This window comes from Peribacillus sp. TE19612 (genome assembly GCF_056279465.1).
Window position 1 is genome coordinate 159,900 of sequence record NZ_JBWCCL010000005.1, and the last position, 25,307, is coordinate 185,206.

The 25,307-nt window shown below is 40.3% G+C and carries 24 protein-coding genes; 8 read left to right on the forward strand and 16 right to left on the reverse strand.

Translation table 11 applies throughout. From position 1 onward, the window contains the following. The first annotated feature begins 266 nt into the window (after positions 1-266). The 3 genes from ACZ9AO_RS10915 (at position 267) to ACZ9AO_RS10925 (ending at position 2,808) form a co-directional block, all read left to right on the forward strand. Entirely contained in the window at positions 267-1,214 is a 948-nt protein-coding gene (locus ACZ9AO_RS10915; protein WP_476109058.1) for an IS110 family RNA-guided transposase, read from the forward strand. 92 nt (positions 1,215-1,306) lie between these two features. Next, positions 1,307-1,498 carry a hypothetical protein gene (locus ACZ9AO_RS10920; protein WP_101226107.1) on the forward strand — a complete coding sequence of 64 codons (192 nt, stop codon included), beginning with the start codon at positions 1,307-1,309 and terminating at the stop codon, positions 1,496-1,498. Positions 1,499-1,755: 257 nt separating this feature from the next. Continuing rightward, on the forward strand, positions 1,756-2,808 hold the full coding sequence (locus tag ACZ9AO_RS10925; RefSeq protein ID WP_063595222.1) for a potassium channel family protein: 1,053 nt from the start codon (positions 1,756-1,758) through the stop codon (positions 2,806-2,808). A gap of 354 nt (positions 2,809-3,162) precedes the next feature. Here ACZ9AO_RS10925 and ACZ9AO_RS10930 read toward each other — a convergent pair whose 3' ends face one another. The 6 genes from ACZ9AO_RS10930 to ACZ9AO_RS10955 all read right to left on the reverse strand — a co-directional run bounded on the left by ACZ9AO_RS10930 (position 3,163) and on the right by ACZ9AO_RS10955 (position 10,651). Then, positions 3,163-4,668, reverse strand: a complete 1,506-nt coding sequence (locus tag ACZ9AO_RS10930) for a malate:quinone oxidoreductase (protein WP_476109059.1) — start codon at positions 4,666-4,668, stop codon at positions 3,163-3,165. Between the two features lie 596 nt (positions 4,669-5,264). Then, positions 5,265-6,185 (reverse strand): type I pantothenate kinase, encoded by a 921-nt coding sequence (gene coaA, locus ACZ9AO_RS10935; RefSeq protein ID WP_063595223.1) that lies wholly within the window; start codon positions 6,183-6,185, stop codon positions 5,265-5,267. A 95-nt stretch (positions 6,186-6,280) separates the two neighbouring features. Further along, a complete protein-coding gene (locus ACZ9AO_RS10940) occupies positions 6,281-6,574 on the reverse strand; it encodes an RNA polymerase alpha subunit C-terminal domain-containing protein (RefSeq protein ID WP_251541483.1) in 294 nt (97 codons plus the stop codon). A gap of 152 nt (positions 6,575-6,726) precedes the next feature. Beyond that, positions 6,727-8,124 (reverse strand): amino acid permease, encoded by a 1,398-nt coding sequence (locus ACZ9AO_RS10945; RefSeq protein WP_095390487.1) that lies wholly within the window; start codon positions 8,122-8,124, stop codon positions 6,727-6,729. A gap of 331 nt (positions 8,125-8,455) precedes the next feature. Beyond that, the gene (locus tag ACZ9AO_RS10950; protein WP_476109060.1) at positions 8,456-9,415 is read right to left on the reverse strand and encodes an L-threonine 3-dehydrogenase; all 960 of its coding nucleotides are present in this window, start codon (positions 9,413-9,415) and stop codon (positions 8,456-8,458) included. A gap of 45 nt (positions 9,416-9,460) precedes the next feature. After that, complete coding sequence (locus tag ACZ9AO_RS10955) at positions 9,461-10,651, reverse strand: glycine C-acetyltransferase (protein WP_063595225.1); 1,191 nt, start codon at positions 10,649-10,651, stop codon at positions 9,461-9,463. Between the two features lie 373 nt (positions 10,652-11,024). Here ACZ9AO_RS10955 and ACZ9AO_RS10960 point away from each other — a divergent pair, with 373 nt between their 5' ends. After that, positions 11,025-11,156: a hypothetical protein gene (locus ACZ9AO_RS10960; protein ID WP_258832873.1), complete on the forward strand. Its 132-nt coding sequence runs from the start codon at positions 11,025-11,027 to the stop codon at positions 11,154-11,156. A gap of 525 nt (positions 11,157-11,681) precedes the next feature. Here ACZ9AO_RS10960 and ACZ9AO_RS10965 read toward each other — a convergent pair. Continuing rightward, entirely contained in the window at positions 11,682-12,467 is a 786-nt protein-coding gene (locus ACZ9AO_RS10965; protein WP_251541487.1) for an SDR family oxidoreductase, read from the reverse strand. 205 nt (positions 12,468-12,672) lie between these two features. Here ACZ9AO_RS10965 and ACZ9AO_RS10970 point away from each other — a divergent pair, with 205 nt between their 5' ends. Then, positions 12,673-13,572 (forward strand): 3-hydroxyacyl-CoA dehydrogenase, encoded by a 900-nt coding sequence (locus tag ACZ9AO_RS10970; protein ID WP_476109061.1) that lies wholly within the window; start codon positions 12,673-12,675, stop codon positions 13,570-13,572. Between the two features lie 147 nt (positions 13,573-13,719). On the opposite strand, the gene ACZ9AO_RS10975 is transcribed toward ACZ9AO_RS10970, so the two are convergent. The 5 genes from ACZ9AO_RS10975 to ACZ9AO_RS10995 form a co-directional block, all read right to left on the reverse strand. After that, a complete protein-coding gene (locus ACZ9AO_RS10975; protein ID WP_476109062.1) occupies positions 13,720-14,247 on the reverse strand; it encodes a YehS family protein in 528 nt (175 codons plus the stop codon). 117 nt (positions 14,248-14,364) lie between these two features. Then, positions 14,365-15,750 carry a 23S rRNA (uracil(1939)-C(5))-methyltransferase RlmD gene (gene rlmD, locus ACZ9AO_RS10980; RefSeq protein ID WP_048685151.1) on the reverse strand — a complete coding sequence of 462 codons (1,386 nt, stop codon included), beginning with the start codon at positions 15,748-15,750 and terminating at the stop codon, positions 14,365-14,367. After that, on the reverse strand, positions 15,747-16,631 hold the full coding sequence (locus tag ACZ9AO_RS10985) for a DNA-3-methyladenine glycosylase family protein (RefSeq protein ID WP_476109063.1): 885 nt from the start codon (positions 16,629-16,631) through the stop codon (positions 15,747-15,749). Before ACZ9AO_RS10985 ends, rlmD begins: the two co-directional genes overlap by 4 nt. 122 nt (positions 16,632-16,753) lie before the next feature. After that, complete coding sequence (pdaA, locus tag ACZ9AO_RS10990; RefSeq protein WP_063596049.1) at positions 16,754-17,539, reverse strand: delta-lactam-biosynthetic de-N-acetylase; 786 nt, start codon at positions 17,537-17,539, stop codon at positions 16,754-16,756. 147 nt (positions 17,540-17,686) lie between these two features. Further along, entirely contained in the window at positions 17,687-17,872 is a 186-nt protein-coding gene (locus tag ACZ9AO_RS10995; RefSeq protein ID WP_034306471.1) for a hypothetical protein, read from the reverse strand. 111 nt (positions 17,873-17,983) lie between these two features. Between ACZ9AO_RS10995 and ACZ9AO_RS11000 the strand changes: the two genes are divergently transcribed. Continuing rightward, entirely contained in the window at positions 17,984-18,121 is a 138-nt protein-coding gene (locus tag ACZ9AO_RS11000; protein ID WP_164468808.1) for a hypothetical protein, read from the forward strand. 49 nt (positions 18,122-18,170) lie between these two features. Here ACZ9AO_RS11000 and ACZ9AO_RS11005 read toward each other — a convergent pair whose 3' ends face one another. Then, complete coding sequence (locus ACZ9AO_RS11005) at positions 18,171-19,739, reverse strand: fumarate hydratase (protein WP_034305659.1); 1,569 nt, start codon at positions 19,737-19,739, stop codon at positions 18,171-18,173. A 292-nt stretch (positions 19,740-20,031) separates the two neighbouring features. Then, positions 20,032-20,217 (reverse strand): SE1561 family protein, encoded by a 186-nt coding sequence (locus tag ACZ9AO_RS11010; protein WP_034305661.1) that lies wholly within the window; start codon positions 20,215-20,217, stop codon positions 20,032-20,034. A gap of 156 nt (positions 20,218-20,373) precedes the next feature. Here ACZ9AO_RS11010 and yfkAB point away from each other — a divergent pair, with 156 nt between their 5' ends. After that, positions 20,374-21,495 (forward strand): radical SAM/CxCxxxxC motif protein YfkAB, encoded by a 1,122-nt coding sequence (yfkAB, locus tag ACZ9AO_RS11015; RefSeq protein ID WP_476109132.1) that lies wholly within the window; start codon positions 20,374-20,376, stop codon positions 21,493-21,495. Between the two features lie 33 nt (positions 21,496-21,528). Here yfkAB and ACZ9AO_RS11020 read toward each other — a convergent pair whose 3' ends face one another. Both ACZ9AO_RS11020 and cax read right to left on the reverse strand, forming a co-directional pair. Next, on the reverse strand, positions 21,529-22,341 hold the full coding sequence (locus ACZ9AO_RS11020) for a YfkD famly protein (protein ID WP_048685138.1): 813 nt from the start codon (positions 22,339-22,341) through the stop codon (positions 21,529-21,531). A gap of 460 nt (positions 22,342-22,801) precedes the next feature. Further along, complete coding sequence (cax, locus tag ACZ9AO_RS11025; RefSeq protein ID WP_476109133.1) at positions 22,802-23,860, reverse strand: calcium/proton exchanger; 1,059 nt, start codon at positions 23,858-23,860, stop codon at positions 22,802-22,804. 189 nt (positions 23,861-24,049) lie between these two features. On the opposite strand from cax, the gene ACZ9AO_RS11030 reads away from it, so the two are divergent. Beyond that, complete coding sequence (locus ACZ9AO_RS11030) at positions 24,050-25,216, forward strand: MFS transporter (protein WP_251541504.1); 1,167 nt, start codon at positions 24,050-24,052, stop codon at positions 25,214-25,216. Positions 25,217-25,307 lie beyond the last annotated feature (91 nt).

The following is a 25,307-nucleotide window of genomic DNA, read 5'->3' on the forward strand; positions in this document are numbered from 1 at the left end:
GGCGGCGCTCCTCGCCGCCACCATCTACTACGAAAATCTAAACTCAAAATAGAGTCTAACCCATTAACCCCTTGACAATAATGGAAAATAACAATACAACCAGGCTGAACTTTTTTTGGTGGATCTTAAGGAAGATACCCTGTATAAGAAACTGGTTGTGACAGTATGGAAGAACCATTTAGTGTACTGCTAGTACGTATACAAAAATTTTTGTAACAAATCTCCTGTCATATGTATTGTTAATCTTTTTTGAGGTGATTTCTCCTATGGAAGCAATGATTGAACGGTGTGCTGGCCTAGATGTACACCAAGAAACAGTAGTAGCCTGTGTATTATTAGGTCCATTAGATAAAAAGCCAAAGACCTCTATTGAAACTTTTTCAACTACAACAACCGGACTCTTGGCTTTAAGTGATTGGCTCACTACTCTTCAGGTATCCGATGTTGTGATGGAAAGTACCGGAGTCTACTGGAAACCAATATGGAATATACTCGAAGGTTCTTTTCACCTTGTTCTTGCCAATGCCAGACATGTCAAAAATGTTCCAGGGCGTAAAACTGATGTGAAAGATGCCGAATGGCTTGCCAAGCTTCTAAGATGCGGACTTATTGAAAACAATTTTGTCCCACCAGAGGATATTCGTGATTTACGAGATCTTACTCGTTATCGAAAAAAATTGATTCATCATCGCACATCAGAGCAGAATCGCATTCACAAAATCCTTCAAGATGCTAATATCAAGCTAACATCCGTTCTATCAGACATTTTTGGTTTATCGGGACGTCGTATCCTTGAAGCGATTCTAAATGGTGAAAAAATAGAGACCGATGGTCTTCGAAAAATGGTGGATTGGCGAACAAAAGCAAGTATAACTGACATTGCCAGTGCAATTAATGGTCGTATTCGCCGTCATCATCGTGATATGTTGCGTTACCATTGGGATCATATGGGTTATTTAGAACAAACCATAGAAGAATTGGAAAAACAAATCGATCAACTCCTGTCCCCCTATCGTAAAGAAGTAGAATTATTGGATGGTATACCTGGTGTGAACAAAGCTGCCGCAGCCACTTTTATTGCGGAGATGGGTGTTGATATGTCCGTATTTAAGTCAGCTAAACATCTTGCCTCTTGGGCTGGTGTGAGTCCTGGAAATTACGAAAGTGCTGGTAAAAAAAAACGAGTAAAACCACACAAGGAAATAAAGCTTTAAAAACAATGGCCGTAGAATGTGTATTAGCAACATCAAGGCAAAATAATCGAATTGCTTCACATCGAAAAAGGATTACTAAACGACAGGGGAAAATGAAGGGACGAATCGCATCTGCCCATTTACTATTAACGATTACTTACAACATCTTAAAAACAGGAGAACCTTATCATGAACTAGGCTCAAATTACCTTGAAGAAAAACAAAATAACAAAGAATTAAAAATGATCGAATACCTAAAAAAGAAAGGCTATACAATCGCTCCATCTGAACAACAAACTGCATAACCAGTTAAATAACGACATAGTACATTTACCCCCATCAAAAAAATGAGAATATGGAGGGTTTATTTTAGCATGGCTTTTTTACTATTGTGTTTTCATACAAAACAGAGCTGAACGTCACACATCCAACCCAGCTTTCTTTTATATGCTTTTTGCTCCCAACTTGGGGATAAATAGTTCTTACACTTACGTTTAATTATCTGTTAAATTGGGGAAATATAAATTCAATCGACGATGACTTAATAACTAGGATGGATATGATGAGAATTAAGGTAAAAAAAATAATATATTACCTGATTAAATTAAGAGGGAAAATCTTTATACCATTTGCCATTTTATACATATTAGTTGCAGCATATATTGCTTTTTCTATAGAGCCACAGACGTTCGAATCATATTTAACTTCAGTTTACTGGGTTCTTACAACGCTTGCTACGGTTGGTTTTGGTGACTATGCACCGGTCACCGATCTTGGAAAAGCATTTACCATCGGTCTATACATAACGGGTATTGGGCTTGTTAGTCTTTTTATTGGAAAAATCATTAAATCTGTATATCTTATCGAAAAACGTAAAGTTGGTGGAAAAATGAAATATACAGGTAAAAATCATATCATTCTGATTGGATGGAGTGAAAAGTCAAAATCAGCAATTCAAGAAATTTTTAAATCTGATGAAACCATCGATATTGTAATCATTGATAACCTGGAAAAATCCCCCATGATGGAGGAGCGTCTGTTTTATGTTCGCGGGGATGCCACGGATGAAGAAACATTACTCCGTGCAAATCTTTCTAAAGCAAAAGGCGTTATCATTTTTGCTGACCAAATAACACAAGATAATTATGCTACAAAGGATCCGTTACTTGTCGATGGAAAGACATTATTAGTGGCCACTGCCATAACGTCCATTGAAGAAAAAACCAATACGGCAATACACGTCACCGCTGAGGTAATCAATCAAAAGCATATTCGTTTATTTGAGCGTGTAAAGGTGGATGAGTTTATTCCTACACAAGAAATGATCTCCCACGCAGCAGTACGATCATTATTTTCTCATGGAGTCACTCACATGTATTCAGAACTTATGAGCTCAAAGTATGAAGAGACGATGTATGAGATTTCTAAACAAGATGAATGGCGAACCTATCGTGATGCATTCATGGACCTTCTTAATAAAGGGGCCACACTGGTAGCAGATCGTGGTGACCTTAACATAAACCAAAAATTAGATGCACGAATTCCTGATGATGCACAGCTTTTCATAATTTGCGATAAAGAGACCATTTCCAAAATAAATTCAAAAATACATTAGAAGCAGAAATCTTTAGGGATGCTAAAATAGCATCCCTCAGTTTGTAGACAAAAGGGTTTTATCTAAAGTTAAAACTAAGTTGATTGGAGCGGGTGTTCGAGACTCCTGCTTAGAAAAGCGCGTCAAGGGTAGCCCCCGCAGTCGCAAGCCGAGGGAGGACCGCCCGCGGAAAGCCGAGTGCCTCTCGTTCCAATCAACGTCCAAATTGTACAAGCCATAAACTCAATTTTCTTCGAATTTGCCTGCAAATATGCATCCTTAATTGAATAGACTTTAAAACAACAGAACCTTCAATCAAAGATCGATTAAAGGTTCTGTTGTTTTTAATTTCAATGTTGCTTCGATATCCAAAAATTAACTATAAACTAGCTCTTTTTTTTTGCTAAGACCAAGCGTCTCTGATGTAGAAGTTTGAATTTCGTGCAAAAGCTCTGTATTTTCCATTAGTGACTCTCCATAAGAAGGAATCATTTCTTTAATTTTCGGTTCCCACTCTTTCATGCGTTGCGGGAAGCATTTATTAATTACCTCAAGCATAACGTGAACAGCAGTAGAAGCCCCTGGAGAAGCACCTAGCAATGCTGCAATTGAGCCATCGGATGCACTTACAACTTCCGTACCAAATTGAAGTGTACCTTTGCCGCCTTCAGCAGTATCTTTGATAACTTGTACACGTTGGCCAGCTACTACTAAATCCCAATCCTCGCTCTTAGCGTTCGGGATGAACTCTCGTAACTCTTCCATACGCTGTTCTTTCGATAACATAACTTGCTGGATCAAGTATTTTGTCAATGGCATCTCTTTTGCGCCAGCCGCCAACATAGTTAAAACATTATTCGGTTTTACGGAAGTTATTAAATCGAACATTGAACCTGTTTTTAAGAACTTCGGTGAGAAGCCCGCAAATGGTCCAAATAGCAACGATTTTTTATTGTCGATAAAACGTGTATCAAGATGCGGAACAGACATTGGTGGTGCACCAACTTTAGCTTTTCCGTATACTTTCCCATGATGCTGTGCAACAACTTCCGGATTATTACATACCATGAAGTATCCACTTACCGGGAATCCTCCGATATGTTTCCCTTCAGGAATGCCGGATTTTTGCAGTAAATGCAAGCTTCCGCCCCCGCCTCCGATAAAGACGAATTTAGCATTATGACGTTCTACGGTACCGGTATCGACATTACGCACTTTTAATTCCCATGAGCCATCACTGGCACGTTTAACATTATCAACACTATGTTTATATTTGATATCGACGTTTTGAGCCTTTAAGTGGTCAAACAACATGCGTGTCAGAGCACCGAAGTTAACGTCTGTACCGTAATCAATTTTTGTTGCCGCTATAGATTCATTCGATGGACGGTCTTGCATAATAAGTGGAATCCATTCCATCAGTTTTGCTGGGTCATCGGAATACTCCATACCTTGGAACAGAGGATTTTTGGACAGCGCTTCAAAACGTTTCTTTAAGAACGCTACATTTTTATCCCCTTGCACCATACTCATATGAGGCAATGGCATGATAAAGTCTTGCGGATTATCAATCAGCTTACAGTTTACAAGATACGACCAAAACTGCAATGAAACTTGGAACTGTTCATTTATTTTAATTGCTTTGCTAATATCTATAGATCCGTCAGCTTTTTCGGATGTATAGTTAAGCTCGCACAGCGCAGAATGACCCGTACCCGCATTATTCCATTCGTTAGAGCTTTCTTCTCCTGCGTTTGCAAGCTTCTCAAATACTTTGATTTCCCATTCCGGTGCTAACTCTTTCAGTAATGATCCCAAAGTCGCGCTCATGACTCCGCCGCCAATTAAGATAACGTCTGTTTGTTTCTGTATGTTGCTCATTATAACCTTCCTTATCCCCTATATTTGCAAAAAAGATGTAGGCGCTCCTGCTTAGGTGTCAAAAAAAAGCCCGGCACGAACTAGGAACACACCTTTTCTGTCTCCTTATAACTATATCATAATCTATTATTATTATTTCATAGATTAAAATATTCTACTATTACTTTTTTTGTTAAAATGTTGATTTTGAGAAGAAATTAGCTTAAACTTATCCGCCCCGATAGTCGCATTAAAAGATTTCTTCAGCAACTTCCCATCATTGAAGGAAGAAACTGTTAGTGAAATAATATTGACAGATTCGAAAAAGCCAGGAAAATACACATTTATTGACAAAAACAGAAGGGAAATTAGAACTTTCTGTAACCCTTTCCCTAAAAAACAAGGGCCTTCCTGAAATTGCTAAACTCTTAACTTTTTAACTAGTATCATAAATTCCATCCAATTATTAGATATTATAACAATACCAATAATTACTGAAAGCTAAACCAATATAAGGTAATGTCACCGATAATATTCTTAATTTTAAGACTTATCTCATAGTCCCTCATTAATATAATTTCTTAACTTATTGCTATTACAAAAAAACATTATTTCTTTTATTTTCGCAAGAAGATATTTTCAACTTTGTGTTCTGACCCTTTTTTCAAGACGAGTTTTGCCCGTCCTTTTGTCGGCAGTATATTTTCATGTAAATTTTTTAAATTAATTTCTTCCCAAATTTGAGTCGCTTTTTTTATGGCCTGTTCTTTAGAAAAGTCAATATAACGATGGAAATAGGATTCGGGACTTTGAAATGCAGTCTTTTGAAGTAAAAGGAACCTTTCGACATACCACCGCTCTATGTCGTTAACATCTGCATCTACATAGAGTGAGAAATCAAAAAAGTCACTGACGAATACTTGATTTTCCTTGTCAACTTGAAGAACATTAACACCTTCCACTATTAAAATATCCGGATTACAGATCGTCTGCACTTCATTTGGCAAAATGTCATACTTCAAATGTGAGTAGATTGGAACTTCCACTTTATTTTTTCCCGCTTTTACATCTCCGATAAGATTGATTAACTTTTGGGTATCATAACTTTCAGGAAACCCTTTTCTTTTCATCAATCCTTTTTCTTCTAAAAGATCATTTGGGTACAAAAAACCGTCGGTAGTGACAAGACCTACGTTTCTGTGATTATCCCATCTGGATAATAAAGTCTGAAGTAACCTTGCAGTCGTACTCTTTCCTACAGCAACACTCCCTGCAATTCCAATGATATAAGGTACTTTTTTAGCATCAGTTTTTAGAAATGAAGAAGTGGCTGTGTTAAGCTGCTGAGATGCCTCAACATGTAAATTGATCAAACGAGTCAAGGGCAAATAAACCTCTTCCACTTCCTGAATGGATATTTCTTCATTTATTCCTTTTAAGTTATCCAATTCTTCTTCAGTTAAAGGAAGAGGGGTATGGTTTCGCAAAGATGCCCACTTTTTTCGATTGAATTCAAAATAGGGAGTATAGGAACTCATGATTTTTCGTTACCTCACTTTTTAGAGTTACTATCAGTTTAACAAGGATGATGTCCATAAAAAAGATGTTCCTGATCCCTTATTCACTAAATTGATTAAGCTTTGAATGATAACCCACCTGTCTCCAAAGCTTCCCTAAGTTTCGGTAAAGAAGCTGGTCCCATACCGTGGAATTTCAAAATTTCTTTTTCACTATATGTTGATAGCTGTTGTAAAGAGGTTACCCCATTGCTTTCCAATGCACGTCTGGCAGGTGCCGAGAGCACTGAAAGGAATCCTGTATCAGGTTTTCGTTCCTGCTCACATACAGGGCAGGTTGGACAGTCGCTGGATTTATAGTATTTGTGTCCCCTTTCGCAAGTCCTCAAATTCTTCTTTGAAGTGGTCATTGTCAATTTCTCCTTTTCTTCTGGCTTTTAAGTCCAAACATAAAAAGTTCACCCTTCACAATGAAGCAATCATTTTAATCCATTTTATCATTAATTTCATTGGAAAAGGGTTGCCGCAGCAACCCTTTGCAAAACCCAAAGTGAATGATGGATTAACCCACTTTGTCCTCCTTCTTAGCCTCTGTCTGAGCATTGGCTTGTACACGCTTGTCTATTCCAAAAGCGAAATAACTAATTGCTACGATAGCCAGAAAACCTATTCCAACCATAAGAGATATACGTGTGTCATCATTAAACCACATACCGATCAATACCATGATCAAGAAAGCGATGGTCAAGTAGTTTGTAACAGGTGCAAACGGCATCTTGAATGGATGATTGTGCATTTCAGCTTTTTTGACCTTCCTGAATTTAATTTGACTGATCAGAATGACAAACCATGGAATCATTCCAGGAAGTACACTCGCACTGTATACATGCACAAATAAATTTTCTGGTGCAATATAACTTAAAACAACTCCAATCGCTAAACCGACGATCACTCCGAACGTACCGAATAAAGGGACACCGCTATTAGATACTTTTGCAAAGAACTTTGGAGCTTGTCCATTCATCCCTAATGTGTAAAGCATGCGTCCTGCACTGTAAATACCACTATTGCAGCCAGACATTGCAGCCGTGATTACGACAAAATTAATGATTCCAGCTGCTGCCGTGATACCAACCTTCGCAAAGGTCGCAACAAATGGACTGCCAATCGAACTTAATTGATCCCAAGGGTAAACGGTTACAATAATGAAGATCGCACCGATATAGAAGATTAAAATACGCCAAATGGTACTTTGAATCGCTTTGGTTATCGTTTCTTGCGGATCTTTTGCTTCACCAGCCGTAATCCCAATTAATTCTACACCTTGATAAGCGGCAACCACCAGTGAGAGAGCAAAGAAGAAGCCCTTCCAGCCGCCTGTAAATAAACCGCCATGTTCCCAAAGATTCGATAACCCTAAGGCTTCCCCTCCGTTACCGATTCCAAAGAAAATCAGTCCAAAACCTGCAACGATCATTAAAATAATCGTTACGATTTTAATCAGTGCAAACCAAAATTCAATTTCCCCAAAGGATTTAACGGAAATTAAGTTCGCTGCTCCAAGAATCACCATTGCAATTAAACCTGGAATCCAAGCAGGAAGATCAGGGTACCAATACTGCATGTACGTCCCCACTGCAATAATTTCTGCCATCCCGACGATAACCCACTGGAACCAGTTACTCCAAGCTGTCATATACCCTGCCAATGGATGAATGTACTTATAACCAAACGTTGCAAAAGAACCTGTACTTGGCTCTAAGTACAACATTTCCCCCATTGCGCGCATGATCAAGAATATAAATAAACCAGAGATCGCATAAGCTAACATTACAGACGGACCTGTCCATTGAATCGTGCTGGCTGAACCCATAAATAAACCGACACCAATCGTTCCGCCCAAAGCGATCATCTGAATATGACGACCTTTCAAGTCCCTATTCAAATCTTTGTTTGCCATTCCATTTCCCCCTACACTACTAATAGTCGAAATTTTATGCAAGATGCTTATTACACTCCCTATTTAGTATAGAAATGATATAGCAGGCACCACTTTATTTAATCTTTCTTAAAGCCGCCTCATAAAATCACTCTTCACTTTTAAGCACTCCTGACAGTCAGAAAGATTACTATCCATTTTCATGTTATTTCTTTATTCTGTCCGTGGTGCCATAGAAAGCGCTTACTTTTTACCGGTTATAACAGTTCACCCCTCATACGTAAAAATTCCCCTGTATAAAATAACTCGAATAAAAGAGTTTTGCAACTCTTTTATTCGGCTGGCAGGTTTATTACGCTGTTACCAAAAGGGACTTTAATCTCAGCTTTAACAACATATCATTGGTCATTTTCTCCAAATCATATTCCGCCTTGAATCCCCACTCTTCCTTTGCACATGTTGAATCAATTGTATTTGGCCAACTATCTGCAATGGATTGTCTTACAGGATCGACTTCATAATTCATGACAAATTCCGGTATATGCTTTTTAATTTCGGCTGCAATTTGCTCCGGCTCAAAGCTCATGGCAGAAACATTGAAAGAATTCCGATGTTTCAATTTTGAAGCATCTGCCTCCATTAAAGCAATGATGGCAGCTAAAGCGTCCGGCATATACATCATGTCCATATACGTTCCCTTATCAATGTAAGAAGTATATCGCTTGTTTTTAATCGCTTCATAGTAAATTTCAACTGCATAGTCGGTAGTTCCGCCGCCAGGAGGTGTGACATACGAAATCAGTCCCGGGAATCGAAGCCCCCTCGTATCAACCCCAAATTTATGATGATAATAATCACATAATAACTCTCCGGATACTTTATTCACGCCGTACATCGTATTCGGCCGTTGAATGATGTCTTGCGGTGTCCAATCTTTAGGAGTGGTTGGACCAAACGCACCAATGGAGCTAGGTGTGAATAATTGGCAATCGAGTTCTCGTGCCGTTTCCAAAGCATTGACCAATCCGCCCATGTTTAAATGCCAAGCTAAAAGCGGCTTCTTTTCAGCTGTTGCCGACAATAAAGCGGCCAAATGTATAATCGTATCCACTTCATGTTTTTTTGCCATGTTGAACATCGCTTTTTCATCCGTAACATCCAAAACTTCAAATGGACCTGATTGAGCAACATCGCTGTCCGTTTTTCGGATATCTGTCGCAATGATATTGTCAGCTCCATAAACCTCTCTCATTTTTAGCGTCAGTTCTGAACCAATTTGACCTAAAGCTCCCGTTACCAAGACCTTTTTCATCAAAAATCCCTCCCCATGTTTTAAACTCTGAAACAAGCAATCTACTTATATGATCGACATCTCTTTTCCTACTTTTTCATAAATGGCCAATGCGCTATCCAACATCTCTTTTGTATGAGCCGCAGTAGGCATATTCCTCACTCTTCCTGTACCTTTTGGAACGGTAGGGAATACGATGGATTTAGCATACACACCTTCTTCATTCAGCCTCTTGCTGAATTGCTGCGTTTTTGCTTCATCACCTATAATGCAAGGCGTAATCGGTGTTTCGCTCTCGCCGATATCAAACCCTAATTCTTTTAGGCCTTTTTTCAAGTAATCGCTATTTTCCCAAAGCTTATTTTGAAGTTCTGAGCTATTCATCAAAATATTGATGGCTTCTATGCTAGCTGCAACTGCTCCCGGTGTGGCAGCCGTTGAAAATAAAAATGGACGGCTTCTCACCTTTAACCAATCAATCAAATCTTTCTTTCCTGCTACATAGCCCCCAACAACACCAATGGCTTTGGATAATGTTCCAATTTGGAAATCCACTTTATCCGATAACCCAAAATGTTTAACCGTTCCTGCACCATTACCTAATACACCCGAACCATGCGCATCATCAACATACGTAATTAAGTCGAACTCTTCGGCAATCTTCACAATTTCAGGAAGTTTGGCTATATCCCCATCCATCGAGAACACTCCGTCGGTAATGATCATGATCTTGTTATACAATCCGGATTCCTTTGCTTGACGTGCTTTTGTCCGTAAATCGTCCATGTCGGAATGGATAAAGGGAATGATTTTCGCCTTGGATAGTCGGCATCCATCAATGATTGAAGCATGATTCAGTTCATCTGAAAGAATGGCATCGTGTTTATCCATCACTCCTGAAATCGCTGCCATATTACAGTTAAATCCAGATTGATAAGCAATGGCTGCTTCTGTATGCTTAAACTCGGCGAGCTTTTCTTCTAATTTGACATGAATATCTAACGTTCCGTTGATCGTACGAACGGCACCTGCACCGACACCATATGTTTTCGTCGCTTCTATGCAAGCCTCTATTAATCGTCTATCTGTTGCTAAACCTAAATAATTATTGGATGATAAATTAATTAGCTCCCTGCCCGCAATCGTGATAACCGGACCATTAGCACCTTCCACTGGATCAATAACGTTGTAAAGTCCCTTTTCTTTTAAATCTTCCAAATTTTCTTTCAAAAATTCATTTAATATTTCACTTGACATTTAATATACCCCCTCATTGATGGTTGGAATACATGCAGGATTCTTATATGTTTTACACCTATTTTAAAAATATTGTATTTTTCCCTTTTTTCCAAAAATACACGTGTCTTCCCCATAAACACACACAGAATTAGTGTAAATCCCTTTATACTAAGTGTTATAACAATCATAATAATGGATAATTTTAATGTTGTCCATATTGTGCGGACAAAAAAATTTGAATTTTTGTAGTTCTTACAATCAACATCCGCCTAAAATGCGTTTATATCAATGAAAATACGAAGAGAATTTCATCAATTTTCCAAGGCAACCGATGTTATATCTACTGGTTTTTTGGAGACCTTAACCAGTAACCTAATTAAGGAGGGGTATAGTGAAAACGGAAGATGAAAAAACCTCAGAAGGCCTAAATGAGATTTTTGAGATTATCAATGCAAAAGGTGACATTGGGGAATTAAAAGAAATCGTCCAAAAACCTGATGAACAAACAAATGAAGACAAGTAAACCAAGGGGAATATCCTCTTTCAGTTTGTTGACAAAAGGAAGTTCAGAATGGTTCATTACTAATCATGAATTGTTTTTGGGGCTTATTTTCCTCTCCAGGCAATCGCTTTCCTCGAGCAGTCTTAGCCTGAGGGGTCTCCCTTGGACATGCTTTTTTAAGCAGGAGTCCCGAACACCCGCTCCAACCAATTGGATTGTTTTTTAAAGATAAAAACTGCAGTCAAACCCGAGTTCTTCCAATTTGTCCATAGTCAGCAAGGGGATTAATTATCCTCTTTTTCGTCTGTTTTACATTGTACTAATGGACGCTTAAGTCCATTACAACATTAAAAAATGAGCTGCTGATCAGCTCGGATATTGCATTAAATCTCATGTACAAAAAACAAAAAAGTCATGCAAAAGAATGGGATAAAGGGGCTAGAGAATAAGGATTTTCCCTATTTCTCTTCCTTGTCCACAATCCATGCACAACTAACAAAATTACTCCTCTACTGCACTAACCCTATGACAATAGTGCTCCATAAATCAGATTTCCATGTCCCACCGTTTCTTTTCGGTCTCCTTCATCAGTTTTTCCGTTTTCTCGGGATGGACAGTACGGAATTTATGGTGGTCAGCCGGGATGATTTCGATCATCTTTTCTATCATATCTTCCGGATCGAATTGGTTTTTTAATCCCTTTTCTTGCTTTTTCATATCCTCTGCTCTTGTAAAATTCTTTTCTCCATCGTACCATTTCCATTTTTCCTCAGCTGCCCTGTCGTTAAAACCGGTATTGTAGGCACCCGGATTGATGGTCGCAACCTGCACCCCAAACTCCTCCAGCTCATCCTTTAAGGTTAATGCCATTCCCTCGATGGCATGTTTGGTTGCTGCATACGGACCGCCGTATGGTGTCGTTATGATCCCAGCCATTGAACTTAAGAACACGATTTTCCCTTTTCCTTTTTTGACCAGCTTTCTTGCAGCAAACTGAACGGATTCTAGTGTAGCGAAAACATTCACTTCGAAGATCGCCCTGAATCGGTCCATCGGCATTTCTCCGAGCGGTCCTCCTTCATTGATCGCCGCATTTGCAACAAATACATCAAAGTCATGATTATCAATTCTTGCTCGATCACGTTCATTTGTAATATCCAATTTGAAGACTTCCATATCCAAGCCCCGTTCCCGCGCCTCCCTCATAAGATCCGTTTTCTGGGAAGTGATTTCCGTTGTGGCAATTACACGGTGTCCCTGCTTTGCTAACCCGAGTGCAACTCCTCTTCCAAGCCCGCTGCCCGCTCCAGTAATGAAAATTGTTTTGCCCATCTTTCATTCCTCCTATCAAGCTTCTCTATGTCTCTTCTTCCCATAAACGAATGGTATAAACCATTTAAGATGGTCTGCCTATATGCGTGTTTATCCGTTTTTTAAAAGGGAAAAAAACTATATCAAGTTTATTCCTGCATCTATATTCAAGTTAAGTGCATAATTAACAAGAAGAGATATTCAGAGAAATAAAGGAGAAATGGCCATGCATGATAAAAATATCACGATTGCCGGCAGCGGCGTTTTAGGGAGTCAGATTGCATTTCAAACCGCATTCAAAGGGTTCAACGTGTCAGTATATGACATCCATGATGAAGCATTAGAACGTGCAAAAGATAGGATCATTAATTTGAAGCCATACTATAAAGAAGACATAGGCGCTACAGAGGAAGATCTTAATACTGCTTATGCCCGCATATCTTTCCACAGTGATTTATCTGCGGCAGTTGCCAAAGCTGACCTTGTGATTGAAGCGATTCCGGAAGTGGTTCAAATCAAAACTGATTTTTACACAGAGTTAGGAAAAGTCGCTCCTGAAAAAACAATTTTCGCTACAAACTCTTCTACATTATTACCAAGCCAATTTGCCGAAGCGACAGGCCGTCCTAAAAAATTCCTGGCTTTACACTTCGCTAATGAAATCTGGAAAAACAATACCGCAGAAATCATGAAACATCCTGGAACGGATAATGAAGTGTTCGAGGAAGTGATTGAATTTGCAAAAGCGATTGGAATGGTTCCTCTGCCTTTACATAAAGAGCAGCCAGGCTATATATTGAATTCCTTATTGGTTCCTCTTTTGGATGCTGCCCAAATGCTCTTATTAAAAGGAGTGGCTAATACGGAAACCATCGATAAAACGTGGATGGTCGCAACAGGAGCACCTCTTGGACCTTTCGCCATTTTAGATGTGGTAGGAATCAATACCGCTTATAATATTTCACTTGCAAAAGCGAAAGCGACAGGTGATTCAGAAGTTGAAAAGCTGGCTAACTTATTGAAAACAGAGTATATCGATAAAGGGAAAATCGGAAGAGAAGCAGGAGAAGGCTTCTATAAATATCCCAACCCCAATTTCGCAAAACCAGACTTTTTAAGAGGCTGATTGAGAAGGTGCCTTGAGGATTCCTTGTGTTTCTTTATTTTTTCGCACTTTCTATCCCTTCAATAACATCATTAAAAAAAGACCATGAAGTCGTGAAAGTATTTTTCACGATTTCATGGTCTTATTCATAATGGGCATGTTACAGTGTTATCCCCTATATCTCAAAGTTAATCCTTTTAAGAAATTCCTGGCGTATCGATCTCCACACTCTTTATAATTCCTATGACCCACTTTTCTTAATATAGCGCTTAATTCCCCTTTGGTTATCATGACTCCTACTTCTTCCAAAATATCAATCATATCCTCACTGGTTAATGATAATGCTATTTTCAGCTTCTTCAGAAGGATATTATTCACACTTTCCTTATGCTTTACAGCCGGTGCCGGACTTTGAGGCTGACCAGGTTTTGGCTCTTGTCTCCCTCTTTTAAAAATGATCAATCCATTTAAAAAGGACTCTAACATCATGTTATTGCAGTTTACCCCATCATCAGCTTCATCCATATCATCATATTCTTCATATTCATCATAATAATCATCTTTTGGTTTTGTGAGCATCTGCATGACTTCTTCCATTGTCACTTCGATCTCCCCGAGTTTAAATATCTCAACCATATCTTTATTTTTAATATCCAGCGCATATCTTAATCGAATTAATATATCATGATTATGCATCCAAAACCCTCCTATGTATTTCTCGATTTTCACAGTACTTTCATTATTTCACAAATGGTTGGAAATAAACGCAGATTAAAATCCGAGAACCTTTTACAGATTCCCGGATCACTCTGCTTATTCTTTAATCAGCTTCAATGAGGTTACTACTTCCACATGGCTCGTCTGCGGGAACATGTCCACGGGCTGCATGGCCTCCACGCGATATGAAGAGCCCAGTTCTTGTAAGTCCTTCGCCAATGTGGACGGGTTGCATGATACGTACACTATGGTTTTCGGTTTAACTTTCAAGATTGTCTGCAGTAAAGATTGGTCACAGCCGGATCTTGGCGGGTCGACGACCAGTACGTCCGGTTTCCAGCCTTCTTTGGTCCAGCGTGGAAGGATATTCTCGGCTTTGCCTGTTTCATAGTATACATTGTTGCGTTTATGTTTTTTGGCATTTTTCTTGGCGTCCTCAATGGATTCTTTGATGACGTCCATCCCTCTGACTTCCTTGGCATTTTCAGATAGCCATAGCCCAATGGTTCCAACACCGCAATAAGCGTCAACCACTTTTTCCGTGCCGGTTAAGGCTGCTGCTTTTTTCACTTCATCATATAAGCGAACAGTTTGAACCGGGTTAAGCTGGAAGAATGTACGGGCTGATAGTTCGTATGATAGGTCACCCAATGTTTCGTTGATGACTTTTTCGCCTGCCAGGTGAATCGTTTTTTCGCCAAAGATCAGTGATGTGTCCCGGTTGTTGATGTTTTGTACGACCGATTTCACTTCTGGCAATTGGTCACGAATTTGTTTTAGCAACTGATCTTTTTGTGGAATTTCCTCCGCTCCCGTAACAAGGACAACCTGCACTTCACCTGTTTCAAATCCTACCCGTGTAATGACCGTACGGATAACACCTTTTCTTTTTCTTTCGTTATAGATCGAGATGTTCAGGTTCTTTAGTATCTTTTTCACTGTACGTGTCACCTTATTCGTTGCCTTATGCTGTACAAGGCAATTCGGGATATCGATCAGTGTATGGGAATTCATGCCGTAAAGGCCAGCAATCAACTTGCCATCTTTTTGGCCGACTTGGTACTGACTTTTATTGCGATAATTCCAAGGATCTTCCATGCCGATCGTTTCTTTTATATTTAATGAAGAAACTGGGAATTTCGAATGACGTTCCATCGCTTGAATGACGATATCTCGTTTTTCAATAAGCTGCTGGTCATAGCTCAAATGCTGCAACTGACAACCGCCGCATTCAGCGTAAACCGGACATGGCGCTGCAATGCGATGCGGTGATTCTTTACGGATGGTTTTTATTTTCGCCTCGGTGAAGTTTGGCTGAACCTTTGTAACCAAAGCTACAATTTCTTCACCAGGTAATGCTCCTGGGACGAAGACGACTTTCTTTTTGAAATAGCCGACTCCCTCTCCGTTAATCCCCAGCCGTTTAATCGTAAGGGGAAGGGTTTGATTCACTTCTAGTTTTGTATCTTGAATGTTTGTCATTTCTTTTCACTCCGTTTTTCAATGCTTCTCCACAAATAGAGGGAAGCGTAGCTTAGATATGGAGCCCACTTTACACTATAGGACTCCATTTCTTCTTGGGTTGGCTTTTGCGGTAAGCCATATAATATTTTCAAGGCATTTTGAATGCCAATGTCGGCTTTAGGAAATAGGTTCGGCCGGCCAAGTCCAAAAAGCAGGAAGTTTTCAGCCGTCCATCTACCGATACCGCGTATTTTTATTAGTGTATCCATAACCTCTTGATCGGATAGCTTTTCCATTATATCAAGGTTGAGATGGCCCTGAATGATCTGCTCGGAAAGTCCGATGACGTATTCCGCTTTCCGGCCACTGAATTGAATGGCTCTTAATTGCTCGATTTGAAGTTGGGCGGTTGTTTCCTGTGTCGGATAAAACCAGGCGCCTTCCATCTGGAAGCCGAAGGTTTTAACGAATCGTTCCGTGAGCGTATGGGCAAAAGATAAGTTCAATTGCTGATGTATGATGCATTTGACGAGGCAACTGTAGTAATCGAAGTCCAAGACTATGGCAGTACCGCGGTGCTCTTCGAATATTTCCCGCAAATCGGATTCCCGGAAGTGCCGGGAAACGCCTTCTAATGGCTGATGCCAATGAAAAACCTTTTTTAACCGTTCGATTGCTTTTGACTTGTACACCTCTGATTGACCTTTGATGATAAAAGATGGTTCATCGATATTTCCTATTGCCTGAACCTGCAAAACGATTGGTTCTTTTTCTATATATAGCGGAACTTTTACCGTCCTGTTAGTAAAATCAACTACCTGAAGTGGGTCTAACGATAATCGTTCGAGAACAAGATCGAAATTATAGGGTCCTTGAACCTGTAATTTTTCTGTCCACACAAGCGATCCATCCTTTAGCAGTTTTCCACGTATTATAGCATGTTTCCTGAAATATTACTTGAAATTGAGAAGAATGGATAAAAGCGGGACCTGAAATATCACGACAGGACCCGCTTCTCATTTTAATAAAGCATTCGGTTCGGCAACTGTTTCTCAATCATTAATTCATCAAGGCTACCAAAAGTGTACCCCTGTTTTTCAAGATCGGTCAGAATCGAGTCCAATGCTTCCGCATTATCCTTAGATACGGTATGCAATAATAAAATCGCGCCGGGATGAATCTGCTTAAGCACTTCATCATGTGCAAAAGCGGCACCCTTTTGTTGATCTACAATCCAGTCCCTATATGCCAGTGACCAAAAGATGTGGTAATACCCTTCTTTTTTTGCGATCCTCATTGTTCTCTCATTAAATACGCCACGAGGCGGCCTCAAATAGTTCATTCCCTTTTGCCCCGTTAATTTTTCCGTTGCTTCTTTTACCCGCTCAAGCTCGGTGCGAATCACATCGTCCGTCACGCTGGTCATATCCGGATGGTTCCATGAATGGTTTCCTACGATATGCCCCTCATTGGCCATACGGACAACAAGCTCAGGTGCCGTTTTTAAGTAATGACCCGTGACAAAAAAAGCTCCAGGTGCACCATGTTTCTTCAGAACATCTAAAATCTGAGCCGTATAGCCATTTTCATAACCGTTATCAAAGGTTAAATAAACGACTTTTTTCTTTGTATCCCCCTTATAAATCGCTTCATATTCAGGCAGCATTTCATTGAATTTTTTTCCGGCATCGGCAGGTGTCCCATTTTTTCCTTTATTGAAACCCCAGTTATAGGATTCTGCAAAAGCTGGACTGGCCAAAGAGCATATCAAGCATATAAAAGCGGATAAAATCACCATTTTTTTCATTGGAATATCCCCCATGTCTTTTTTCTTATTGTTTGGAACATGGAGATTTATATGCATGATATTGTGAAGGTCGAATTCCTTCCGCAAAACCAATCCCACGCAAAAAAAAGGCCCTTCCTCCGAAAAGGATAGGCCTCCATGTTTTTTTTATCCTTTAAATAACGCTTGTGCCGCCTTCCAAATAATGGCGATTGCGAAAATGAGAACGATTACAATTCCGACTACGTCAAGGAATGTTTCAAGACCGGAGAAAATCGTGTTTGCCACAGGAAGTTGGATGAAAGCAAAACCAGTTATCATGGCGAAAAAGAATAAGATGTAGTTATTCTGCATGAAAATCCCTCCTTTCTCTTCTAATGTATGTGCGACCATTCCAAAAGATTGTACTTTTCTGAGGTAATTTTCGCCTTTTTTTTCATATACATGTACCAAGGGGGGAATGTAATGCTGGAATGGGTTATCACTCTAGGCTTTGTTGGTTGTCTTGGTTTAAGTGGTGGAGTGTTTGTTCATTTTGTGAAAAGCGGATTGAATTTGGAGGATTCATCAAGGATTGATCCACTGCCGGAAATCAAAGAGTAAGATATGCAAAAGACGCTCAACCTTTTGGTGAGCGTCTTTTGCCAAACATTTATTTAAATACCGGTTCTTTGAATTGTGCCAATTTTTCCAATGAAGATTGCTGAACGTCTTTATGCAGGCTGTTTCCATGTGAATCCATGGTAACTACTGCAGTGAATCCTTCAACATTCAGATGCCACATTGCTTCTGGAATACCAAATTCAGTGAAGTTCACACCTTCGACGGATTTGATGCAGTCTGCATAATATTGAGCAGCCCCGCCTATTGCATTTAGATAAACGCCGCCGTGTTCACTTAATGCTTCTAGTGTTTTTGGTCCCATTCCGCCTTTACCGATAACTGCACGGATGCCGAATCGCTTCATGATATCGCCTTGGTATGGTTCTTCACGAATACTTGTTGTTGGTCCGGCAGCCTTCACATGCCATTTGCCCTCTTCATCCTTCAGCATAACTGGTCCACAGTGATAGATGATTTGTCCATCCAGGTCAATGGGTGCAGGATTTTCAGATAAGTGCTTGTGGATGGCGTCACGGCCTGTATACATTCTGCCGTTAATATGAACTACGTCACCCACTTTTAATTCACGGATTTGTTCTTCCGTGATTGGTGCTTGCAGGGTGATTTCACGGGAAGCTTCAACGTCCGATTCTGCAGCGGCTGCCACTTCATCCTTCGCTGCTTTTTCTGCTTCCAGAGCAAAGTCGATTTTCTCGCCTTCTTGATACAACCACTCATTGATTTCGCCTGTTTCAGGATTGACTTTCACTCCTAAACGGCGGAACGCCCAGCAGTTGTAAGCAACGGATACGAAAAAGCTTGCCGGAATACGGTGCATGACACCGATTTTACATCCAAGCAGAGTAGTTTCGCCGCCAAATCCCATCGTGCCGATGCCCAATTCATTAGCAGTCTTCATGATGTAATCTTCAAGTTGACGAAGATCTTCATTCGGATTCACATCTTCATTACTGCGGAAAAGTTGAGCCTTAGCCAGATCATATCCGGATGAACGGTCCCCTCCGATACCAACGCCGATGAAGCCGGCACTGCAGCCTTGTCCTTGTGCTTGGTAGACAGAGTGAAGGATACATTTACGGATTCCGTCCAAATCACGGCCCGCTTTTCCCAATCCTTCAAGTTCCATAGGCAGACTGTATTGGATGTTCTTATTTTCACAGCCGCCGCCTTTTAAAATGAGACGAACGTCAATATAGTCTTTTTCCCACTGATCGAATTTAATGACAGGAAGACCTTCCCCAAGGTTATCCCCGCTATTTTCACCCGATAAAGAATCAACTGCGTTTGGACGAAGTTTTCCGCCTTTTGTCGCTAAAATGATTGCATTTCGAATTGCTTTTTTTATTTCAAGTTGGTTCACGCCAACCGGAGTTTTTATTTTGAAAGTCGGCAGACCAGTATCCTGACAAATCGGTGATACATTGTCGTCAGCCATTGTAATATTATTCGTGATGGTGGTCAGGCTCAATGCAGAACGAGTACCTGCATTTTCACGTTGTTTTGCACTTTTGACCGCACGACGAACATCCTTTGGAAGATTCGTTGAAGTTTCAACGATAAGACTGTACATACTTTCTTGGAATTTTTGAATATCCAAATTTCTCTTCCCCCTCTTATTTCCCCTAGATTAGATTTAATCATTTCCCTGCTTCTCTATAAATAGTGAATGATTCAACACCCGTTTTATTATACATCTAACATAATCTTTCGAAAACAAGTAATTATTTTTCTTAATGAACAGCAATTTGGAGAGAAATGAGTAAAGCGCCAGAAATAGCCCATATGTTAAATTTCATCACCAAACATTTCCATCAAAAAAGGATGACGAAGTTTCTCGTCATCCCTTCATGAATATTAACATTGAAAAAATCATACTATCGAAACAGATATTAGTCTTCGCGGGTTTTGAATTGTTCCACTTTGCCTTCCAAATCATCTATCATGCCGATTAAACGGTCTATATCTTCCAACTCCGTATTTTCCGGTTCAATATGATCAAGAACTTCCATGAACATCGTGAGGCGTTCTTTTAAATATGTTAATTGTTCGTTTTTACCTGTAATGGATTTTCCCATGAGGCACTCTCCTTCCGTTCTTCTTTCATCGTAACGAAATCTGCTTGAAAGTGCAATGGCAAGCTATAAATGCAGCTCTCTGCCATTTGACAATTTTTGTCCCCATTGTTCATAATGGGTTAGTGCATTATTACGTAAGGAGTTTTAAATATGTCAATAATCAAGCAAGATCTTTTAACACCAATTACACCCAAGTATGATCCTTGGGAAGCATATATGGACGTTGAACAATATGGAAAACTCAGCCTTACCAATGTGGAGTTCACCACCACCACCCTTTGCAATATGCGATGTGAGCATTGTGCCGTCGGTTACACACTCCAGCCCAAGGACCCGGATGCACTGCCTCTGGAATTACTGATCCAGCGCCTTGATGAGACCCCTTTGCTTCGTTCGCTCAGCATTACTGGCGGGGAACCGATGCTTTCAAGAAAACAAGTGAAGAATTATGTTTTGCCTCTATTGAAATATGCCCGTAGTCGCGGGGTCCGGACACAAATCAATTCCAATTTGACCCTTGACTTGGAACGATATGAAGAAATCATTCCTTATTTGGATGTTCTTCATATTTCCCATAATTGGGGAACGATCGATGAATTCATTGATATCGGCTTTGCCATGATGGACCGAAAACCATCCCGGGAACAGCGAAAGAAATTATTTGATAAAATGATCGAAAATTCCCGTGCCCTGACAAAGGCTGGTGTACTGGTATCTGCGGAAACGATGCTTAATAAACGGACATTGCCTCATCTTGAGCATATTCACAGGCAGATCGTCGATGAAATGGGATGTCAGAGGCATGAAATTCATCCGATGTATCCAAGCGATTTCGCTTCGGCACTTGAAACTTTACCACTGGACAAAATGCGTGAAGCGATTCATCATTTGCTTGATATCCGTGATGAAAATGTTTGGATGCTTTTCGGTACCCTGCCATTTTATCCTTGCAATAACAGTATAGAGGATATTAAGCTGCTTCAACGCCTTTATGGTTCACATAAAGTGACTGTGCGTAATGATCCTGATGGACGATCACGGTTGAACATCAATATTTTCACCGGGGAAGTGATCGTTACCGATTTTGGGGACGCGCCTACTTTAGGGAATATCAAAGATCAGCCCTTGACCGAATCCTATGAAACATGGATGAATTCGAAACTGGCCAATGAATTGAATTGCCACTGCCCGGCAGTCAAATGTCTAGGCCCGAATGTACTCGTCAAAAATGCATACTACCCGAAAGAGGACTTCAGGATCAGGAAGTCAACCATATGAAGAAAAACTCGCCAATCCGGCGAGTTTTTCAATTTACCTGGGTTGCTGTGAGACTGTAAAACTGAAGGAAACATGGTCCTGAACCGGTATCCATGCACCGATGCCTTGGGAAGTGATGTTCTTTATCGTAATGGTTCTTTTATTTCCTTTTAGGTTCAAATACACTTCCCCATATGTGACCTTGCCTTTTTCATTTACGGCGGAAGCATAGCTGGATAAGTAACCAATCCTATTTGAAGCAACATTGTATACTTCATCTTTTTTCGTGCCAGCTCCGATGATCGTTTCAAAAGCCAATGGCAAATTCGTTTTCTCAGTGGCTTTTAACAGCATCATTTTTTGAACATCCTCTGTCTTAGGGATTTTCGCTGTCAGGCCGCCACTCACTGCCTTCTGACTTTCCTGGACATAGCGGATCTTGTATGGAACTTCACCGCCGCGATTATCATAGTAATTCGTATTGATTTTTTGGTATTCCCAGTTTGGTGCCGTTTCCGAAGACTCATAATTCAATGCCCAATGGCCAAGGTAAATGGTCGCCCTGTAACCAAAAGCAAGCGGGGCCTTTGCAACTGCCGATTCATTCAACATATGGATGAGTTCTGGATTTTCAATCTTGATATCCGACGAATCGATCAATTGTTTGGCAAACTTACTCGGCTGCAGCATCGGAAGATCCTGGGTCGGGTTCGGATACGTATTCTCCTTTGCAATATTCAATACGGAAGGAGGGATATTCACCTTATTCGGACTTGCTTTGTCTACCGGTATATCTGCTGCAAAACTTACATTCGCCTGTATGAAGGCAATTAGGGCAATCATGGTAATAAGAATAGTTCTTCTCATGCTGTCGCACTCCTTTTGAGGGGTTCAATCATTTGTTTATAGATTTTGTTTTTAGCCAACATTCTATACATTTCATTCAGATTTCAACTTTGTAATGAATTTGTAAAGTTCAGAATATTTACTTTTCTCTTCAAATCGGTTATACTTATTTTACATTATAAAAAGGAGGCGAAATCGTTCATACCTATTAAACCTTCAGGAGGTATGCTTATCGAACAATCCATGACACCCTTTTAAAGGATGACAGAAAACGAATTCGCCAATACTTAAATCTGATGTAAAAGGATGGTGTGAGACTCTAGAATATTTTCTCAACTTTTACAAAGCATGATGAAAAATTTTGGAATAACTTATGAATGGTAATTTACTAATATAGAAATGACTCTGCTAAATCTAACCTGAGCAGAGTCATTTTTATTTTTATAAAAAGAAAGACCTCCCGCACGGAAGGCCTGCATTCTTATAATAAGTAAAATCCAATTCCCATAATGAAGTAAGCGGCCAATAAGGTAAGCCCTTCAAACCAGTTCGTTTCCCCGTCATTGGAAATCATGATCATCAGAAAGACTGCTGTAACCATTGAGATCAGTTCTGGCATTGTGAAGACAAGCGGCATATGCGTTGGATACATTAATGAAATAAGTACGAGTACGGGAGCTACGAACATCGCTACTTGAAGCGTGGAGCCGACGGCTATCTCCACTGCGACATCCATTTTGTTTTTATAGGCCATTATGACGGCGGACGCATGCTCTGCCGCGTTACCCACGATTGCAACGATAATGACACCGATGAATAATTCCGACCATCCGAAGGTTTCCCCCACTTCGCTGAACGTATGGACAAGTTTTTCCGATACGTATGCAACGGCCAATGTAGCGGCAGCAAGTATTATAATTGCCTTCTTCCTGCTCCACTCCGGTACTTCCTCCTCATGTTCCTCGGGTTTCTCCGTATGCTGATATACCCCGCGGTGAGTCACCAATTTAAAGAATAATGCAGCAAGGTATAATAAGATCAATATAATGGAAATTCCTACACTTAACGACATCGTGCTTGATTCACCCATGTCTTGTGTGAACACTTCCGGTATGACAAAGGCTACAATAACCGCAAAAATCAATAGACCGGCATTATGCCTCGCATCGAATACATTAAACTTCTGCCGTTTGTATTTAGTCCCTCCGACAAAGAATGAAAGTCCTGCCACCAACAATAAGTTTCCTAATACGGAACCAGTCAAAGAAGCCAACACGACCCCCACAAGCCCCGCCTTTAATGAAAAGATGGATATGATCAATTCCACTGCATTCCCAAAGGTTGCATTCAAAAGACCGCCAATCCTTGGTCCCATGACGATCGCTAAGCTTTCAGTCGCCCGGCCCATGAAGCCTGCAAGCGCGACGATGGTTAAGCAATATACGATGAACATGATCACACTCGGCCAATGCAAAAATGACCCGATGACTGATATAGGGACGCCCAGCAGGACAAGCCCCAAAAATATTTTATTCACGATACTTCTCCTCACAATCCTATAGTTCTTTTTATGTAACAAAAACTATCATACAAAATCTTCGGGCGAAGACAAAGGAAAATTTTATCATCTTCTCTCTTCTTGTCAATATTTACCCAAATTTCTATTGCTTAATCCTCTTCCTAAGATGTACCATCAAGAAGGTATACATTTCTTAGGAGACTTGATTTTATGAATAATAAATTGCTTTTTAGCGTTTTAATCTTAATTGTCGGCATATCGGGGTTTTCTCAAGGGATGCTTCTGCCGATCATTGCCATCATTTTTGAAAATGACGGAATTAGCTCATCCCTGAACGGGTTTCATGCAGCCTCGCTTTATATTGGAATTCTGTTGATTTCTCCTTTTATGGAAGCCCCGCTCCGTAAATACGGCTATAAGCCATTAATAATATTTGGCGGGATAACGGTCATTCTATCGCTAGCCTTATTTGCTGTTTGGAAATCATTCTGGTTTTGGTTTGTCCTCCGTTTCTTCATTGGAATCGGCGATCATACACTTCACTTTGCTACCCAGACCTGGATCACTGCCATTTCACCTAAAACGAAGCGCGGAAGGAATCTCGCCATTTATGGACTTTTCTTCAGTCTTGGCTTCATGGTAGGCCCGCTGATGACGAAGCTTCTCGAGATTAATCAGTCTTTGCCTTTCATCATCACATCCATACTTAGCCTTCTGGCTTGGTCTGCTGTTTTCCTTATTAGAAACGAACTTCCTGAACAGGATGATTCCGAAAGCACCTCATTCCTGGGCACACTCAAAAGGTTTACGAAAGTGAGCCGCATAGCTTGGGTCGCATTTTTGCTTCCGTTCACATTCGGCGTGCTTGAGGCATCATTGAATAGCAATTTTCCTGTATTCGCCCTGCGTTCCGGAATCGATTTAACCGCAGTTTCCATCATCATTCCGGCATTTTCCGCGGGGACCCTGCTTACCCAGATTCCCTTGGGGATGATAAGTGACCGTTTTGGACGGCGAAAGACCTTGCTGACGATCCTTTTTTCAGGATTTGCCATATTCACGCTTGCAGGGATTTATTCCTATTCAGTGCTTGGTCTATTCATCTGCTTTATGTTTGGCGGAATGATGGTTGGTTCTACTTTCTCGCTGGGAATCAGTTATATGGCAGATCTTTTGCCTCGAAACCTATTACCTGCAGGAAATTTATTATGCAGTATTTTCTTTAGTCTCGGCAGCATCGGCGGTCCATTTTTTGGCGGCCTGGTCATTGAACATATCCAAGGCGGGAATTTTTTCTACATGATCAGCATCATGCTTTTCCTTGTCTTCATTTCATTGGCCTTGTTTAAGGAGAAAATGCCTGCTTCAGTTATGTAATATAGTTTATTATCTGGACTACTTCTTTTATTATTCAATTTGACCGGTATTTATCAAGAGTGCCTGTATATTGGAGATTCGATACTTTATA